The 15,566-nt window shown below is 70.7% G+C and carries 16 protein-coding genes; 7 read left to right on the top strand and 9 right to left on the bottom strand.

Going from position 1 to position 15,566, the window contains the following annotated elements; genetic code table 11:
* Positions 1-32: 32 nt before the first annotated feature.
* Positions 33-929: a phosphotransferase gene (locus ACH01S_RS14450; RefSeq protein WP_067890808.1), complete on the bottom strand. Its 897-nt coding sequence runs from the start codon at positions 927-929 to the stop codon at positions 33-35.
* A 35-nt stretch (positions 930-964) separates the two neighbouring features.
* Complete coding sequence (locus ACH01S_RS14445) at positions 965-2,173, bottom strand: MFS transporter (protein WP_067890805.1); 1,209 nt, start codon at positions 2,171-2,173, stop codon at positions 965-967.
* Positions 2,174-2,486: 313 nt separating this feature from the next.
* Between ACH01S_RS14445 and ACH01S_RS14440 the strand changes: the two genes are divergently transcribed.
* Positions 2,487-3,311 (top strand): tetratricopeptide repeat protein, encoded by an 825-nt coding sequence (locus tag ACH01S_RS14440; protein WP_067890802.1) that lies wholly within the window; start codon positions 2,487-2,489, stop codon positions 3,309-3,311.
* Positions 3,312-3,332: 21 nt separating this feature from the next.
* Here the strand turns inward: ACH01S_RS14440 and ACH01S_RS14435 are convergent, their stop codons facing one another.
* On the bottom strand, positions 3,333-4,271 hold the full coding sequence (locus ACH01S_RS14435; protein WP_067890799.1) for an NAD-dependent epimerase/dehydratase family protein: 939 nt from the start codon (positions 4,269-4,271) through the stop codon (positions 3,333-3,335).
* A gap of 75 nt (positions 4,272-4,346) precedes the next feature.
* The gene (locus tag ACH01S_RS14430; RefSeq protein ID WP_067890796.1) at positions 4,347-4,805 is read right to left on the bottom strand and encodes a GNAT family N-acetyltransferase; all 459 of its coding nucleotides are present in this window, start codon (positions 4,803-4,805) and stop codon (positions 4,347-4,349) included.
* A gap of 54 nt (positions 4,806-4,859) precedes the next feature.
* Here ACH01S_RS14430 and ACH01S_RS14425 point away from each other — a divergent pair, with 54 nt between their 5' ends.
* The 4 genes from ACH01S_RS14425 to ACH01S_RS14410 all read left to right on the top strand — a co-directional run bounded on the left by ACH01S_RS14425 (position 4,860) and on the right by ACH01S_RS14410 (position 8,516).
* Positions 4,860-5,306 (top strand): MarR family winged helix-turn-helix transcriptional regulator, encoded by a 447-nt coding sequence (locus tag ACH01S_RS14425; protein WP_067890792.1) that lies wholly within the window; start codon positions 4,860-4,862, stop codon positions 5,304-5,306.
* A gap of 99 nt (positions 5,307-5,405) precedes the next feature.
* Positions 5,406-6,497, top strand: coding sequence for an NAD(P)/FAD-dependent oxidoreductase (locus tag ACH01S_RS14420; protein ID WP_067890916.1), 1,092 nt, complete (start codon positions 5,406-5,408; stop codon positions 6,495-6,497).
* Positions 6,498-6,512: 15 nt separating this feature from the next.
* Positions 6,513-7,442 carry an LLM class flavin-dependent oxidoreductase gene (locus ACH01S_RS14415; RefSeq protein WP_067890789.1) on the top strand — a complete coding sequence of 310 codons (930 nt, stop codon included), beginning with the start codon at positions 6,513-6,515 and terminating at the stop codon, positions 7,440-7,442.
* A 9-nt stretch (positions 7,443-7,451) separates the two neighbouring features.
* The gene (locus tag ACH01S_RS14410; RefSeq protein ID WP_067890786.1) at positions 7,452-8,516 is read left to right on the top strand and encodes a hypothetical protein; all 1,065 of its coding nucleotides are present in this window, start codon (positions 7,452-7,454) and stop codon (positions 8,514-8,516) included.
* Positions 8,517-8,523: 7 nt separating this feature from the next.
* On the opposite strand, the gene ACH01S_RS14405 is transcribed toward ACH01S_RS14410, so the two are convergent.
* The 3 genes from ACH01S_RS14405 to ACH01S_RS14395 form a co-directional block, all read right to left on the bottom strand.
* Positions 8,524-9,276 (bottom strand): FkbM family methyltransferase, encoded by a 753-nt coding sequence (locus ACH01S_RS14405; RefSeq protein ID WP_067890782.1) that lies wholly within the window; start codon positions 9,274-9,276, stop codon positions 8,524-8,526.
* A gap of 40 nt (positions 9,277-9,316) precedes the next feature.
* Positions 9,317-10,135 carry an SAM-dependent methyltransferase gene (locus ACH01S_RS14400; RefSeq protein ID WP_067890779.1) on the bottom strand — a complete coding sequence of 273 codons (819 nt, stop codon included), beginning with the start codon at positions 10,133-10,135 and terminating at the stop codon, positions 9,317-9,319.
* A gap of 386 nt (positions 10,136-10,521) precedes the next feature.
* Entirely contained in the window at positions 10,522-11,349 is an 828-nt protein-coding gene (locus tag ACH01S_RS14395) for a DUF4394 domain-containing protein (protein WP_067890776.1), read from the bottom strand.
* 913 nt (positions 11,350-12,262) lie between these two features.
* Here ACH01S_RS14395 and ACH01S_RS43505 point away from each other — a divergent pair.
* The gene (locus tag ACH01S_RS43505) at positions 12,263-12,898 is read left to right on the top strand and encodes a hypothetical protein (RefSeq protein WP_148344450.1); all 636 of its coding nucleotides are present in this window, start codon (positions 12,263-12,265) and stop codon (positions 12,896-12,898) included.
* 42 nt (positions 12,899-12,940) lie between these two features.
* Positions 12,941-13,306 carry a hypothetical protein gene (locus ACH01S_RS14390; RefSeq protein ID WP_148344451.1) on the top strand — a complete coding sequence of 122 codons (366 nt, stop codon included), beginning with the start codon at positions 12,941-12,943 and terminating at the stop codon, positions 13,304-13,306.
* A 182-nt stretch (positions 13,307-13,488) separates the two neighbouring features.
* Here the strand turns inward: ACH01S_RS14390 and ACH01S_RS14385 are convergent, their stop codons facing one another.
* Both ACH01S_RS14385 and ACH01S_RS14380 read right to left on the bottom strand, forming a co-directional pair.
* Positions 13,489-14,637, bottom strand: a complete 1,149-nt coding sequence (locus tag ACH01S_RS14385) for an acyl-CoA dehydrogenase family protein (RefSeq protein WP_067890769.1) — start codon at positions 14,635-14,637, stop codon at positions 13,489-13,491.
* On the bottom strand, positions 14,637-15,563 hold the full coding sequence (locus ACH01S_RS14380; protein WP_067890913.1) for a hydroxymethylglutaryl-CoA lyase: 927 nt from the start codon (positions 15,561-15,563) through the stop codon (positions 14,637-14,639). Before ACH01S_RS14380 ends, ACH01S_RS14385 begins: the two co-directional genes overlap by 1 nt.
* Positions 15,564-15,566: the final 3 nt, after the last annotated feature.

Genomic DNA, 15,566 nt, shown 5'->3' with positions numbered 1-15,566 from the left:
CAGCGTATGGCTTCGGACCGAGCCGCGGGAGGTCATTTCAGTTGGAAGAACGCTGCTACCCGGCGTTCGTGGTAGTCGATGTCGTCCTGGTCGAATTCGGTTCCGCGTTGGCGGGCGAGCTCGAAGTAGGCGGCCTCGCGGCGCAGCTTGTGGCGGACGAGCTGGGCGGCGGTCCGGTCGTCGATGGGTCCGGCGGTGCCGCCCGCCTGGTGGTAGTCCGCGATGAAACGGCGGCGCTCGCGTTCGGCGTCGCCGAATTCGTCCGACCATTCGAGTGCGGCCGACGCGACCTCCAGCTCCGGCGGTCCGATGAAGACCTCGTCCCAGTCCAGGACGGCTACCAGGCGGCCGTCGCGGGCGAGGGTGTTGCCCGCGTAGAAGTCGCCGTGCAACACCTGGCGGGTGGGATTGCGTTCGGCGTAGTCGGCCAGCCAGCGGTCCAGTTCCGGGTCGGCGAGGTAGGGGACTTCCTCGGACGGGTCGCCGTTCAGGCCGATTTCGGCGAACGCTATCTCCGGGCGTGGGGGAGGGCGGTAGGAGGCCAGCGCGCGATGCAGGCGCGCGAGCGTCCGCGCGGCCTGGGCCCGCATTCGGGGATCGCTGTCGTCCGGCCATTCGCCCGCGACGTACCGCCACAGCGATACGGGACGTCCATCGACGCGAACGATCGTGGCACCCGACCGCGTCCGCAATGGGGCCACGGCTTCGGGAACGGCGGACGCGGCGTGTGCCGCGACCGCGTGGCACCATTCCGCCACGGCCGTGCTCCGCCATTCGGGGCCGACCCGCACCACCAGATCCCCGATCCGGTAGGCGGCCGACTCCTCCCCGCCATGCAGTCGCTCGGCAGGGCCTTCGGCCTCCCGGCCCCACCCGTCCTGAACCGCAGTGCGAATGGACTCGGTGAAAGGTATTTCTACATAGGTCACGCCAAATCCCCTCCGGGACGACAGATACCAGATGTTCAGGCGGCGGAGGCGCTTCCCAACGCCCGCCAGGACGCCACGACCACCACGGCGGCCAGCGCGGCGGCGAGCCAGAACGGGGTGGTGATGGTGACGGCCCGCGCCGCGAGTCCGCCCAGCAGCATGCCGGTCGCGGCGCCGGAGGCGTCGAGCAGCGAATAGGCGCTGGTGACCCGTCCGAGCAGGTGGTTGGGGGTCGCCCGCTGCCGGACGGTGGCGGAGATCACGCCCCACACCATCGTGTGAATCCCGAAGACCACGAGAATGGCGGCCGCGATCCACGCCCGCGTGGTGAGCGCGAGGGTCAGATGGGTCGCCGCTTCGAGGATCAGCCCTGCCCGCAGCAGCGCGGCCGCGCCGAGGCGTCGCCGCAGGCGCTCCGCGAGGGCGGTTCCGACCAGGCCCCCGATTCCGAACGTGGTGAGCAGGAATCCGTATCCGACGGGGGAGAGCCCGAGGCGCTCCTCGGCGTAGAGGACGAAGACCGAGAACGCGCCGCAGAACGCCAGGTTCGCCACTCCCATGGCGACCGCCAGCGAGCGCAGCAATTGGTGCGACCACAGAAATCGCACCCCTTCGGCGATTTCGGTGCGCAGCGCGCGCCGCGTCCGCTCGACGGGTTCGACGGGCACTGGGCGCGTCGACGCCACCAAAAGCGCCGCGACGACGAACGTGACGGCGTTGAACCCGAACGGAATGGCGGCGGCCATGGCGAACAACGCCGCGCCCAGCGGTTTGGAGAGGAACTGGTTGCCGACCGTGAAGGTGGCCATCAGCAGCGCGTTCGCCGACGCCAGCCGTTCGGGCGGGACGAGGGTGGGCAGCCGGGCGACCGACGCCGTGTCGGCCAGCGTCTCGCCGGTGCCGAGCAGGAAGAACACCGCGTAGAGCAGCGGGATGGTCACCACTCCGGTCGCGATCATCGCGGTCAGGCAGGCGAGCGTCGCACCGCGCGCCACATTGACCGCGAAGATCAGCCGTTGCCGGTCGACCCGGTCCACATGGGCGCCGCTGACCAGGGAGAACAGGAGCCAGGGGAGGGCCTGGACGAAGGCGGCGCCCGCGACCAGGGCCGGGTCGCGGGTCAGGGTGGCGGCGAGCAGCGGACCGGCCACGAGCGTGACGCCGTCGCCGACGTTGGAGACCGCCGAGGCGGCCCAGAGTTTGGTGAATTCCGCGCCAAGGCGCGTCGAACTGAGGGCAGGCAAGAAGAGCTCCTCGGGAAAGGCGGAACAGGCGTGCTGGCCCTTGTCCGCCCTGTCACCGGGAGCCGTGGCGCCTCAGCGGCGGGTGGGCTCCGGGTGCGAGGCGGCGGCCGTGGTCGACCCGAGTCGCATGTGATCCCCTCTCGCCGGTCGGCCGACTTTCCCGCCGGACGGTAATCGTCCGGCCGCGGCTCCCGCAATCCGGTTTTCGCCGCGAAGGCCGCATCTCGTCGCCTCCGCTGACTCCGTGCCGGATTCGTCCGACCGCCGGTAAAGCCCGGGACCGGTCCCGGACGGGGCGGCCTAGCGTCGTGGCGTGTCAGCAGATGCAGTCGGGGATACCTGGGCCAAGGCCGCGGCACTGAACAATCGCGGGCTGGCCCTGGCGCAGCGGGGGCGGTTCGAGGAGGCGGCCGCCGTCTACCGGGAGGCCGCCGACATCGCCAGGAGCGCGGGCCATCCGAGGGCCCTCGCCACCGCGTTGGACAACCTGTCGGTCACCCTCGCCTGGCCCGGCCGCGTCTCGGAGGGCCTCGCCGCCCACGAGGAGGCACTCGCCCTCTTCCAGTCGTTGGGCGACGTGGAGGGGCAGGGCGCCGCGCTGTCGAACCTCGCGGCCATTCACTTCAGAGCTGGCCGTCCACGGGCCGCGGTCGCCGCCCAGCGGCAGGCCATCGAGGTCTGCCGTCTCGGCGGCAGCCGGGAGGGCGAGGCCCAAGCGCTCTCCCATCTCGGGCAGCTCCTCGCCGCCGACGGCGACCAGGCGGGCGCGGTCCAGGCGCACCGGGACGCGGTCGGCGTCTGGCGCGGCCTCGGCGACCGGGAGGCCGAGGCCGCGGAGCGCGAAACGTTGAACACGCGGCTTGCCGAGATGGGCCGGGCCGTCGCCGGGCGGGAGCGCGCCGGAGTACCGGGCGACGCGGCCCCGTCGAAGGCCGCGGGCGGCTGCCTGATGTCCCTCGTCTGCCTGGCCGCGGGCGTGGCCGTCGTCTGGAAGTGCTGGGGGACGTGGTGGCTGGTCGGCGGCCTGGCACTGATCGCGTTGGGGATCGCCCTGTCGCGTCCCCGGATCGTCAGGCCGCCCACCACCCGGTCCCTGCTCGGCGTCAGCACCCGCCTCGACCCCGATGAGAGGGAATGACCACCCCCCGTCGGTGGCGGCTCAGCCGGAGGTCCAGGCGCGGAAGCCGTCCCGCCAGCTCGGGTAGCGCGGCTCCCAGCCGAGCTCCTTCTTCGCCTTCTCGTTGGAGTATCCGCGCGAACCGGTCATCTGGCCGACGATGAGGTCTCCGGCGAGCAGGCGGCCGAGCCACGCGGGCACGCGCAGCGGCGGCTTCGCGCCGATGACCTGGGCCAGGTAGGGCAGCCAGTGCGCGACGGGGGCCGGGTCGTCGTCCACGATGTTGTAGACGCCGGGCGCGCCGCGCTCGACCGCCGCGACCGTCGCCGCGGCGGCGTCGGTGATCTCGACGAACGACCAGACGCCCATCCCGCCGCCGACCAGCGGGATCATCCGCTTCTTGACCGCGCCGAGCATGGCCTCCGAGGCGCCGGGCCCGTAGAAGCCGCCGTAGCGCAGGACGATCCCCTCGGGTGCCTTCGCCGGGACGGTCGCGTCCACGTACGCGATCGCCGCCGGACCCCGCACGGCCGTCCGGAGCGGACGCCAGTCGAGCGGGTCGTCGTCGGACTTCAGCCCGCCGCCGGGGCGCGCGTCCGGCCCCGGCCCCGCGTAGCTCTGCGCGACGACCCGGCGGGTGCCCGCCCGCTCGGCGGCGGCGAGCAGGTTGTCGGTGCCCCGGGTGCGCAGCTCGTTCGTCGCGGCGAACATCCGGTCGAAGTTGCGGAAGCCGCGCGTCCCGCCGCTGGACAGCGCTGTCATCTGGTGGACGATCACGTCCGGCGCGGCGGCCGACACCGCCGCGACCACCGCGTCCCGGTCCAGGCCGTCGAGGACGACCGGCTCCGCGCCCGCATCCCGCAGCCCGGCGGCCTTGCCGGGCGTCCGCGTGGTGGCCGTGACATCGTGGCCGGCCGCTATCAGGGCGGGGACGAGGTGCCTGCCCAGCGCCCCCGTCGCCCCGGTGACGAAGACTCGCATGACGTCTCCCTCCTAGGGTGTTTCTCCCATGAAGACCCCGGAACACCCCTGGATGTGACATCGCCGGGCCGTGTTTTAAAGCCCCTTTGTCATGAAGACGCTGTTGGGGTCGGGACGGTAGTCCGCGAAGGGGGCGCAGTAGGCGAACCCGAACTTCTCGTAGAGGCCGCGCGCGGGGGCGAAGAACTCGTCGGAGCCGGTCTCCAGGCTCATCCGGGCGAACCCCATGCGCTTCGCCTCGGCGAGGATGTGGGCGAGCAGGAGCGACGCGACCCCGCTCCGCGTGCGCTTCGGCGCGGTGCGCATGGACTTGAGCTCGGCGTGGGACGCGTCCAGCCTCTTGATCGCGCCGCATCCGACGATCGGGCCGCCGTCGTCCCGCACCGTCCAGAACGTGACGCCGGGCCGGCGCAGGGCGTCGAGGTCGAGGGCGTGCTTGCTCTCCAACGGCGTGACGGATCGCATCTGCCGTACGTGCTCCTGGAGGAACTCCGCGATCTCCGGGCCGGACAGGTCGTCAACGGTGATGTCCACGCCGCGACTCTAACCGGTAGTTCGTCCCGCGAACTTCGCGGCTAGGCTGGACGCGTGGGAACGCAGGGTGATGGGGAGATCGGCGTCGTCAACGCGCTCGTGCGCGGCGCGTTCCTGGTGAACGCGGTCTACGCCGAGTCGGCCCGGGAGCACGGGATCACGTCGCAGCAGGGCATCCTGCTCTGCGTGCTCATGGCGCGGCCACGCGGAATGGGCGAGCTCGGCGGCATGCTCGGGCTGGCCAAGTCGAGCCTCACCGGCCTGGTCGACCGCACCGAGCGCCTCGGCCTGGTCAGGCGCGAGCCCGACCCCGCCGACATGCGGGCCGTGCGGGTGGCGCTGACGGCCGAGGGCCGGGCGCTCATCGACGACTTCTACCCCGAGACGTGCCGCCGGGTCGACAAGCTCGCGGCGGGCCTCGGCGACGACGAGCGCGAGGCGCTCGCCGCCCTGCTCGGGCGGGTCGTCATGGACAACGACGTCCCGGTCATCTTCATGTGAGGGTTCCGCCCCGCGGAACAAGCACCCCCTCGACGGGTTGAAGTTCGCAGCACGAACTAATACGGTTCGTGCTACGAACTTTAATCGTAGGGAGTGCTCATGAGCCGGACAGTGGCGGTCATCGGCGGCGGATACGGCGGCGCGTCGGTCGCCAAGGCCCTCGACGCAGAGGCCGACGTCGTCCTGATCGAACCGCGGGACGCCTTCGTCAACGCGGCCGGGACGCTGCGTGCGCTGACCCGTCCCGACTGGGCGGAAAACGTCTTCTTTCCTTATGACGCGCTGCTCTCGCGGGGCCGCGTCGTCCGCGACCGGGCGGCCTCTGTCGACCCGGATGGCGTCACCCTCGCGTCCGGACGGCGCGTCGACGCCGACTACCTCGTCCTCGCGTCGGGCTCCAGCTACAGCTACCCGGCCAAGCCGGAGGCCGACTCCGCCGACGAGGCCCTGGACCACCTGCGCCGGACCCACAAGGAGCTGGCCGCCGCCGAGCGCGTGCTGATCGCCGGAGCCGGGCCGGTCGGGCTGGAGCTGGCCGGTGAGATCACGACGGTGTGGCCGGACAAGCGGGTGACCGTCGTGGACCCGGCCGAGCCGCTGCTGCCCGGCTACCACCCCGACCTGCGCCGCGACCTGCGCCGCCAGCTCGACGAGCTGGGCGTCCGGGTGCTGCTCGGCACCCGGTTGGCGGCGCCGCCGGAGCCCGCGTCCGGGGTGGCCGAGACGTTCACCGTCACCACCACCGGCGGCGAGGAGATCACCGCCGACATCTGGTTCCGCGCGCACGGCGTCCAGGTCAACAGCGGATACCTCGCCGACGGGCGGCTCACCGCCCGGACGCCCCGGGGCGAGGTGCCCGTGACCGAGACGCTCGCCGTCCGCGGATATCAGCACGTCTACGCCATCGGGGACCTCACCGACGTGCCCGAGGTGAAGCGCGCCGGATGGGCGATGCGGCACGCCGACACCGTCGCGGAGAACATCCTCGCCCAACTGCGCGGCGAGCCGCCGGAGGCCGTGTACCGGCCGACGCCCGACCCGATGATCCTGCTGCCGCTCGGGCCGCGCGGGGGCGTCGGGCAACTGCCCACGCCGGACGGGCCGTCCCTCCTCCAGCCCGCGCAGGTCGCCGAGTACAAGGGCGCCGACCTGTTCACCGGACGTTTCGCCGACCTGTTCGGCACCGCCTGAAAGGAGGCAGAGCAAATGACGCTGCCGGACGTCGTCTTCGGATTCGGGACGCACCCCCGCGTCGACGAAGCGCCGGAACTCCTGCGGATGGCGGAACGGGCCGACCGGGACGGCCTCGACCTCTTCTCGCTGTCCGACCACCCCTATCTCGGTGAACGCCTGGACGCCTACTCGGCGCTCGGGTTCGTCCTCGGGCGGACGCGGCGCCTCTCCGGGTTCGCCAACGTCACCAACCTGCCGACGCGTCCGGCGCCGATGCTGGCGCGGGCCGTGACGTCGCTGTCGGCGCTGTCCGGCGGACGGGTCGTCCTCGGTATGGGCGCGGGCGGGCTGTGGGACCGGATCGCCGACATGGGCGTCGAACGGCTCGCCCCGGCCGCCGCCGTGGAGGCGTTCGAGGAGGCGATCGTCCTGGTCAAGGCGCTGTCGGGCGGGGGGTCCCCGGTCACCCACCACGGCCGCCACCACCGGGTGGACGGGATCGGGCCCGCGCCCGTCCCCGCGCCGCCGGTGTGGACCGGGTCGGTCGGCCCGAAGTCCCTCGCCGCCACCGGCCGGGTCGCGGACGGTTGGATCCCCGGCCACGCGGCGGACTGGCTCAGCGAGCGCTACCTGAAGGGGCGGGCCGTCATCGACGCGGCGGCGGAGGAGGCCGGACGCGACCCGCGCGAGATCCGCACCGTCTACAACCTCCCCGGCCGCATCACCGACCGGCCGCTGGCCGCGACCCGCGACCGCGCCGGACGCTGGATCGGCGGCTCCGCCGCCCAGTGGACCGAGGAGCTGACCGGCGCGGTGCTGGAGCACGGCGCGTCGGGCTTCATGCTCTTCTCCCCGGAGGGCGGGACGCCCGAACCCGCCTCCGTCGAGCGCTGGGCCGGGGAGATCGTCCCGGCGGTGCGCGAGGCGGTCGAGGCGGCGCGGGGCCGCGCGGCGAGCCACTAACATGATCAAATGCCGCACACTCCGGGTATCGCCGCATTCACCGGGCAACCGAGCGATCTCGCCGAATGCCGGGCCGGGACCGACCTGATCGGACACCCCGAGGTGCAGGAGTTCCTCCAGGGCGTCACCGACCCCGACACCGCCCTCATCGAGTTGACCGCGGTGCTGGACGGCGGCGACGCCTTCCGCGCCGGGATGATGGCGTTCGTCTGCGGGGTGCTGGTCGAGCGCGGCGGATCCGTGTCCATCCCGGTCGACGCGGTCCTCGCGCTGATGGAGCGGCACCTGCTCCTGGCGAAGGACCGCGCGGACCGCGTCGAAGGCGCAGACGGCTCGGACGGCGGCGCGCCCTCGGACGACGAGCTGTTCGAGCACTCGCCCGACCTCGTCCGGGCGCATCACGCGCTGCCGTTCGTGCTGCTCGCGGCCATGACCATGCTCAGCCGGGACGAGGCGGCGCGGATGCGGCTGCGCGCCCGTCCCGGCCTCGCCGCGCTCGTGGACGCGCTCGAAAAGCACTACAAGACGCTGTACTACGTCCGCGAGGTGCTGGCGCTCGTGGACGGCCGCGACGTCCTGCTGATCGACGTGCGGAACCGGCGGGGCTTCGTCCTCGGCCTGACCGGCGTGCAGGACCGCATGTACCACTTCTTCGCCCTCGCGCAGGACGCCCTGCTCCGGCACGCCGGGCCCGGCTACCTCGGCGCCGAGCCGGCCGACCCGGCGGCCGTCCGGTATGCCCGGAACCGGGAGCTGACCGCGGCCGACCACCAGGCCGCGGCGGACCTGCTCGACCACCAGCTCATCGGATTCTTCTATCCGGGGGTGAAACGGCCCGCCGGAGAAGCCGTCACGGGGCTGTTCTTCCCGGGGTCCGCGCCGTTCGAGGCCATTCCGGTCGTCGCCGGAGTCCCGACGCTCTTCCTGGCCGAGAGGTCGTTCCACGCCCAGTGGTCGCCGGGGAACATGTACCCCGTTCTGCATGAGGCGCTGGAATCGCGGGTCAGCCTGCGTGAACTGCCGTCCGAGGACGTCGAGGCGTGGCTGGCGGAATTCACCAAGCCGTCCGACTGACGGCGCCCTATCGCTTGAGGCGGGCGTAGACGTCGCCGGACCGGCCGCGCGGCCGGATGAGTTCGAGCCGCCTCTCCAGGGTGGCCGCGTCGAGCCAGCGCTCGCTGGCGAGCCGCATCGTCTCCACGGGCGAGTAGTTGTAGACGTAACCGCCCGCCTCCGCCCCGAGCCGCTCGACGATGCGCAGCGCCTCCAGCCCCGCGTCATGCGCGGACGGGACGTACTCGAACGACAGCGCGGGCACGGGCCGCGTCAGCCCGCGCAGGACGTCCGCCTCGAACCCCTCCACGTCGATCTTGCAGAAGGCCGGGACGCCGTGCCGCGCGACGAGGTCGTCCAGCGTGGTGACCTCGACCTCGACGGACTCGTCCCAGCGGACGTGGGCGAAGCTCCGGTCGGACGTGACCGAGGAGATCCAGCCGGGCGACATCGACGACACGGTCGGCGTCGCCGACGACACCGCGAGCCGCGCGCGGCCCGGCGCCGCGCCGACCGCCTCCGGCACGATCGCCGTCCCGCCGTCGCGGCCGTAGAGGAGGCGCAGGACGCGCAGGCAGTCGGGCTGCGGCTCGACCGCCACGACCCGCGCGCCGAGCCCCCGCCAGACGCGCACCCGCCCGCCGACGTGGGCGCCGATGTCGAACGCCACGTCGCCGGGGCCGATGAACTCGCCGTACAGGCGGCGCGCCCGCCGGTGCTTGCCGGGGACTCCGTAGTACATGACCAGGGAGCGGGCGATCCCGTAGGCACGCTGCAGCATCCGCCGACCCTACCGCGCGGGGCCCGGCGGGCCGCGGACGTCAGGGCTTGCGGCCGAGGCCGCCGTAGATCGAGACCTGCGAGTCGTCGATCCGGCGGGCCTCCTCGTCCGGCCGCCAGTGGTGGGCGGGGACGACCCCGGGCTCGACCATGTCGAGCCCGTCGAAGAACCGCGTGATCTGCTCCGTGGTGCGGCCCTTGGACTTGATCCCGTGCTCGTTGTGCTTCTTCACGGCGGCCACCGGCCGCGCCGCGCTGTCGAGGTTGATCGTGGACAGGGCCAGGTAGCTGCCGGACGGCAGCGGCTCCAGCAGCCGCCGGACGATCCGCAGCGCCTCGTCGTCGTCGTGGATGAAGTGGATGACGGCGATCAGGCACAGCGCGACGGGCTTGGACAGGTCGAGCGTGTCGAGCACCTCGGGCGCGGTCATGATGGCGTCCGGGTCGCTCAGGTCGGCCTCGATGTAGCGGGACCGGCCCTCGGGGGTGCTGGTGAGCAGCGCGCGGGCGTGCGTGAGGACGATCGGGTCGTTGTCGACGTACACGACACGGGCGGTGGGGTCGACGCCCTGGACGACCTCGTGCAGGTTGGGAGACGTCGGCAGGCCCGTCCCGATGTCGAGGTACTGCCGGACGCCGCCCTCGATGGCGAGGTGGCGGGCGACCCTGACCATGAAGTTCCGGCTGGCCCGCATGGACGTCCGCATGTAGGGGGCGACCTTGACGACCTCTTCGGCTGCGGCGCGGTCGGCGGCGTAGTGGTCCTTTCCGCCGAGCAGGTAGTCGTACACCCGGGCCGAGTGTGCTACGTCGGTCCGGAGGTCGAGCGAGGTCCGTTCATGGTCTGTGGCGTCGGCCACGGGATGCCCCCTTGGTCGGTGCGGTGGCACATCTCACAGGCTAGCCGGACTTTCCGCCCCGCCGGATCACGTTCGCGGAGGTCGTGGGGCCGGCGGCGGCCCGGAGCGGCCCGGCAGCCGCCCGTCCTCGTTCCGAAATGTGATCATTTGCTCTGGTAGGGGGCGAAATCGCCTTGGAACGCGCCGAAATCGGCCGCGCTGGAGATCGGCGCCGCGCAGCCGCATTCGGCCAGATCGTCCGAACGCGAGCGGACGCCGGGCCCCTTCACACCCGCCCGGATGCACGCGCGCCCGGTCCCCGCCGGCCGAGTCGAAGCCGCGGCGCGGGCGGTGAGCCCGTCCCGTCCGCCGGGACGGGCTCACCGTGTGGTCATCGGTCGGGAGCCTCAGTGGGAGTCGAGGGCGACGGCGACGTCGCTGATGGGGAGCGGGAACTTGCCCACCGGCGTGGCCGCGCCGGTGAGCAGATCGACGGTGTAGAAGGTGGAGGAGCCGTTCGCCGCGAGGAAGGTCCCGAAGGCCGAGTTCGAGACCGTCTTGCCGTTGCTCAGGGTGCTGTGGATGTCGAGACCGGCGTTGGGTGCGACGTTCACGCCCAGCGCGCCGGTCGCGACCAGGGTGCCGTTGTTGGTCGGGGACTGGATGACGACCTGGTCGGTGTCGGCGTTGATGTCGAACAGGGTGGTCGCGGTGTCGTTGTTGAGGTCGTTGTTGGTGTAGGCGGCGGCCGCGACGTTGTTGGCCGACAGCGGGCTGTCGATGGCCGTGGTGTTGGTGTTGAGGTCGTGCCGGAGGTTCTGCCCGGCGTCGCTGATCACCCGTAGCCGGTCGAGCGCCGGGTTGAAGTCGACTCCGAAGTTCGTGCCCTTCAGCGCCACGGTGAGCTGGGAGACCTTCGTCAGGGTCGATTCGGATCCCGCGTCAAGGGAGACCGTGTAGATGCCGCCGTAGTTGCCGACGACGTAGAGCTTGCCGTCCTGGACTCGGAAGTCGATCCCGATCAGCGAGGTGTCGGTGACCAGCCCTGTCGGCGTCCTGACCCAGTCGAGGACCTGCGGGGCGTCGGTCTTGAACGCCGCCACCAGCGTGCCGTCGCTGGAGATCCCGAACGCCTGAAGCCTGGCATTCTGCGCTGAGCCGCTGCCCGGGAAGGCCGCGACCAACGCCGCGGAGGCGGCCAGCGCGGCCACCCCCCACTTGATTCGCGTCTTCATCGACTTTCTCCTTTCTTGGACCCTGCCAAGTGATTCCGGGTATGGTTGCCGGGTCGGCAGGGCTGCCTTCGCGCTAACCGCCGAAAAGCGTTAAATGATCACGATGATCCGCAGTTTCGGGCATGCGGAAACAGCCGAGCGGTACGTGGTACCGGATTCGGAGAAAAGCGCGACTATGCGTGACGGGAGCGCGGAGGACCGCCTTTAGCCCTCCGTCGGCTCATCGTGCACCAGGAGGCGCGGCCGAGCCATCGCCGATGTCTGTCCGCAGATGGTCACGCCAAAGATGACCTGCGACTTCCCCCGAACGGCCGCACCAGGACACCCCACCCACGTCACCGTCCGTATACACCTCGCCGACTCCGAGGATCTTCGCGTCCCGGCGAAACTGACCCACCCCACCTTCCGCAGCCCGCCCGTCAGACGAAACTGACCGGTGAGGGGTGAGCGACCCACTGCTGAACGGCTCCAGCCGAGAGACAACCGCCGATAGAGGTCTAGGGAGACTGCCACCAGCCTTCCCGGGAGATATGAGCGTAAGCTCCTCCGACGCCTGGCAGCGCGTGGTCGAGGCTCGTTCAGGTCCAGTGTTCCGGTCATGCCGAGCGGCCGAGCCGCTCGACGTCCTGGTGGTCATCGGCTTTGTGACCGTCGCCGGGCCAAAAGCACGGCCCTCGGGCGTCCGGCGCCGGTGAGGTGTGGGATATGGGCGTAATTGGCGACTGCGTCCAGATCGGCACTATCACCTCTCCGGTCACTACCCGCCCCCTGGTGCCATCTCGTACGATCGGGCGCGCGTGAACCCGGTCACCTGGTCTGGACACCGTTCCCGCGGATTCGACCACCGCACCCGCCCCAGTGTCTTTAGGCCGTTGCTGTGATCGGCTGGATAGTCCCTTGAGGAGTGGTGTGGTTGAGATTCGATCGACCCAGTAACTCAAGTGACAGCGATCAGAATAAGGGCGGCGAGGCGGACGAGCGGCGGTTGCAGTTCGGTGGGAGCACTGGGAAAGAGGCAGAGGCGGTCAGGCCGCAGCCCCAGACGCGGGCGGAGTTCCGCGCTGAACTCAAGGTGCGTGAGGAGCGGGCGGGCGGCCACACCGAGGCTCAATCAGAGCGCAAGGATGGTACCAGTGAGCGCGCTATTGGCCGGACTGACGACAAGGATGAGACCAGGTTGGCGGAACTCCTGGCCGGGGAAGGGAAGAACGTAGTCGCGAGAAGGGAGGGCGAACGGCGCGTTTCCGATGCTTTCGTTGATGGGATGCCAACCGAATTCAAGACGATCAAGGGAAGGAAGATTCCCGGCGCAGAAGAACATGAAGCGCCAACGTACAGAACCGTAAAGGCGGCGCTCAATTCGGCCAAGGGGCAACTCAAGCACGATCCGGTGGGAAATCGTACTGCCATCCTCGACAGCCGTGGCTATGGCTTGGCCCCTGAGGAAGCGGAGCGAGGGGTGAGGGCTTATCTTGGCCAGCCCTTTGCTCAAGACAAGATCAGTAGAATTCGTATCATCGGGGACGGTTGGGGATTTGATTGGCCCTGATGTGTTGACCTTCGGAATGTTGTTCGACGTGAGAGGTGGTAAATGTCCAGACATGCGCATGTCTTTGTTGGGGGTATTTCGAGCCTGGACGAGGTCGCGGGCGTCGTTGGACGTCGGATGGGCGGAGAATTTCGTCGTGGGCCCGACGGTGATCTCCTGATGATGCTGCCCTCGGTTGCGGTCAATCTGGGGCCGCACGATTTCGAGGACGGCGACCTCACCTATGATGACGGCCGAGATATTCCGCTGGCCACGGATTTCCCGGCCTGGTTCGAGGTTCGGGATCTCGACAAAGACTATGATCGGCAGAATCGGATGGCGCTCGACATATTCGAGATCGCGCGGTCGATGGGGTGGCGGGCCGTCGCAGCCGATGATCTGCAGACCATGCTTGCCGTTCAGGAATAGCTCAAAGCTCTAGCCCGCTCAGCGTCATACCGATTGCGGAGGCAGGACAGTGAGCCGGCGCGGAGCCTGGCCGGGCCTTTTTGGGCGACACTTTCAGGGCGGCGAGCGGCAGCGTGCTTAGCTTGCACGCTGCCGGGCGCGTTCGTTCAGGTTGAGGGGGTATTGCGGGCGGGGTACTCCTGTTAGGCGGGTGGTAGGCCTAGGGCTCGGGCGATCAGCATGCGCTGGACCTCGGAGGTTCCCTCGCCGACTTCCAGGATCTTCGCGTCGCGGTAGAAGCGGCCGACCGCGTACTCGTTCATGAAGCCGTAGCCGCCGAAGATCTGCGTGGCGTCGCGGGCGTTGTCCATGGCGGCGTTGGACGCGACCAGCTTGGCGATCGCGGCCTCCTTCTTGAAGTTCTCCCCGGCGAGCATCTTCGCGGCGGCCGCGTAGTAGGCGAGGCGGGCGGTGTGGGCGCGGGTCTCCATGTCGGCGACCTTGAACTGGATGGCCTGGTAGCGGCCGATCTCCTTGCCGAACGCCTCGCGCTCGCGGACGTAGCGGAGGCACTCGTCCACGCAGCCCTGGGCGAGGCCCACCGAGAGGGCGGCGATCGCGATGCGGCCCTCGTCCAGGATGCGGAGGAACTGCGCGTAGCCCCGGCCGCGCTCGCCGACGAGGTTCTCGGCGGGCACCCGGACGTCGTCGAACGACAGCTCGCGGGTGTCGGACGCCGACCAGCCGACCTTCGAGTACTTGCGTCCGACCGTGAAGCCGGGGGTGCCGTTCGGGACGAGGATCGTGGAGATCTCGCCGTCGCCGGTGAACGCGGTGACGGTCACGAACGCGGTGATGTCGGTGCCGGAGTTCGTGATGAACGCCTTCGACCCGTTGATCACCCAGGAGTCGCCGTCGAGCCGGGCGGTGGTGCGCATCCCGCCGGGCACGTCGGAGCCGCCGCCCGGCTCGGTCAGCCCGAACCCGGCGAGCCGCTCCCCGGACGTGAGGCGCGGCAGCCACTCGGCCTTCTGCGCGTCCGACCCGAACCGGTAGATCGGCATCGCGCCGAGCGACACCCCGGCCTCCAGCGTGATCGCCACCGACGAGTCGACGCGGGCCAGCTCCTCCAGGGCCAGGCAGAGCGTGAAGTAGTCGCCGCCCATGCCGCCGTGCTCCTCCGGGAACGGCAGCCCGAACAGGCCCATCTTCCCCATCGCGGCGACGATCTCGTACGGGAACTCGCCCCGCTCGTACAGGTCCCCGATCACCGGGGCGACGGTCTCGCGGGCGAACCGCTCGACCGTGCGGCGGAGCTCTTCCTGCTCCTCGCTGAGCGTGAAGTCGATCATCATTTCTCCGTTGCGGGTGAGAGGGCCTGGACGACGCGGGACGGGCTCGGACGGCCGAGCCGCTCCGCCATCCACCGGCTGGTCGCGACGAGGCCGTCGAGGTCGACGCCGGTCTCGACGCCGAGCCCGTCCAGCATCCAGACGAGGTCTTCGGTGGGGAGGTTTCCGGTCGCGCTCTTCGCGAAGGGGCAGCCGCCGAGGCCGCCCGCGGACGCGTCCACGACCGTGACCCCGGCGCGCAGCGCGGCGAGCGTGTTGGCGAGCGCCTGGCCGTAGGTGTCGTGGAAGTGGACGGCGAGCCGGTCGACCCCGATGCCCGCCGCCCCGAGCGCCTCGATGAGGGCGGTGACCTGGCCGGGCGTGCCGACGCCGATGGTGTCGCCGAGGCTGAGCTGCGAGCAGCCCATGTCCATCATCCGGGACGCGACCGACACCACCTGCTCGATCGGCACGTCGCCCTCCCACGGGTCGCCGCACACCATGGACACATAGGCCCGCACCCAGAGGCCCTCGGCCCGGGCGCGTTCGACGACCGGGGCGAACATGGCGAGCGACTCGTCCACGCTGCGGTTCAGGTTCCGGCGGGCGAACGTCTCGGTCGCGCTGCCGAAGATCGCGATCTCGGTGACGCCGTTGGCGAGCGCCCGGTCGAGGCCCCGCTCGTTCGGGACGAGCACCGGGTACCGCAGCTCCGGGTCGCGGGGGAGGACGTCGAGCAGGTCCTCGGCGTCGGCGAGCTGCGGCACCCACTTCGGATGGACGAAGCTCGTCGTCTCGATCGTGCGCAGGCCCGCGCCCGCCAGCCGGGTCACGAACTCGGACTTGACGTCCACCGGGACGACCGCCTTCTCGTTCTGCAACCCGTCCCGCGGCCCGACCTCGTAGATCGTCACCCGTTCCGGCAGCCCCGGAAGCGGAACCCGCATCGT

The sequence above is a fragment of the Actinomadura chibensis NBRC 106107 genome, assembly GCF_001552135.1.
Taxonomy (GTDB): domain Bacteria; phylum Actinomycetota; class Actinomycetes; order Streptosporangiales; family Streptosporangiaceae; genus Spirillospora; species Spirillospora chibensis.
Note: the sequence above shows the minus strand (reverse complement) of the source record. Positions and strands in the feature narration are given on the sequence as shown.

What these genes read in the sequence shown, in the direction of transcription:
- ACH01S_RS14435 (WP_067890799.1), bottom strand. Translation starts at nt 4,271, where the DNA reads ATGCGAGTCTTCGTCACCGGGGCGACGGGGGCGCTGGGCAGGCACCTC.
- ACH01S_RS14420 (WP_067890916.1), top strand. Translation starts at nt 5,406, where the DNA reads ATGAGCCGGACAGTGGCGGTCATCGGCGGCGGATACGGCGGCGCGTCG.
- ACH01S_RS14415 (WP_067890789.1), top strand. Translation starts at nt 6,513, where the DNA reads ATGACGCTGCCGGACGTCGTCTTCGGATTCGGGACGCACCCCCGCGTC.
- ACH01S_RS14410 (WP_067890786.1), top strand. Translation starts at nt 7,452, where the DNA reads ATGCCGCACACTCCGGGTATCGCCGCATTCACCGGGCAACCGAGCGAT.
- ACH01S_RS14405 (WP_067890782.1), bottom strand. Translation starts at nt 9,276, where the DNA reads ATGCTGCAGCGTGCCTACGGGATCGCCCGCTCCCTGGTCATGTACTAC.
- ACH01S_RS14395 (WP_067890776.1), bottom strand. Translation starts at nt 11,349, where the DNA reads ATGAAGACGCGAATCAAGTGGGGGGTGGCCGCGCTGGCCGCCTCCGCG.
- ACH01S_RS14390 (WP_148344451.1), top strand. Translation starts at nt 12,941, where the DNA reads ATGTCCAGACATGCGCATGTCTTTGTTGGGGGTATTTCGAGCCTGGAC.
- ACH01S_RS14385 (WP_067890769.1), bottom strand. Translation starts at nt 14,637, where the DNA reads ATGATCGACTTCACGCTCAGCGAGGAGCAGGAAGAGCTCCGCCGCACG.
- ACH01S_RS14380 (WP_067890913.1), bottom strand. Translation starts at nt 15,563, where the DNA reads ATGCGGGTTCCGCTTCCGGGGCTGCCGGAACGGGTGACGATCTACGAG.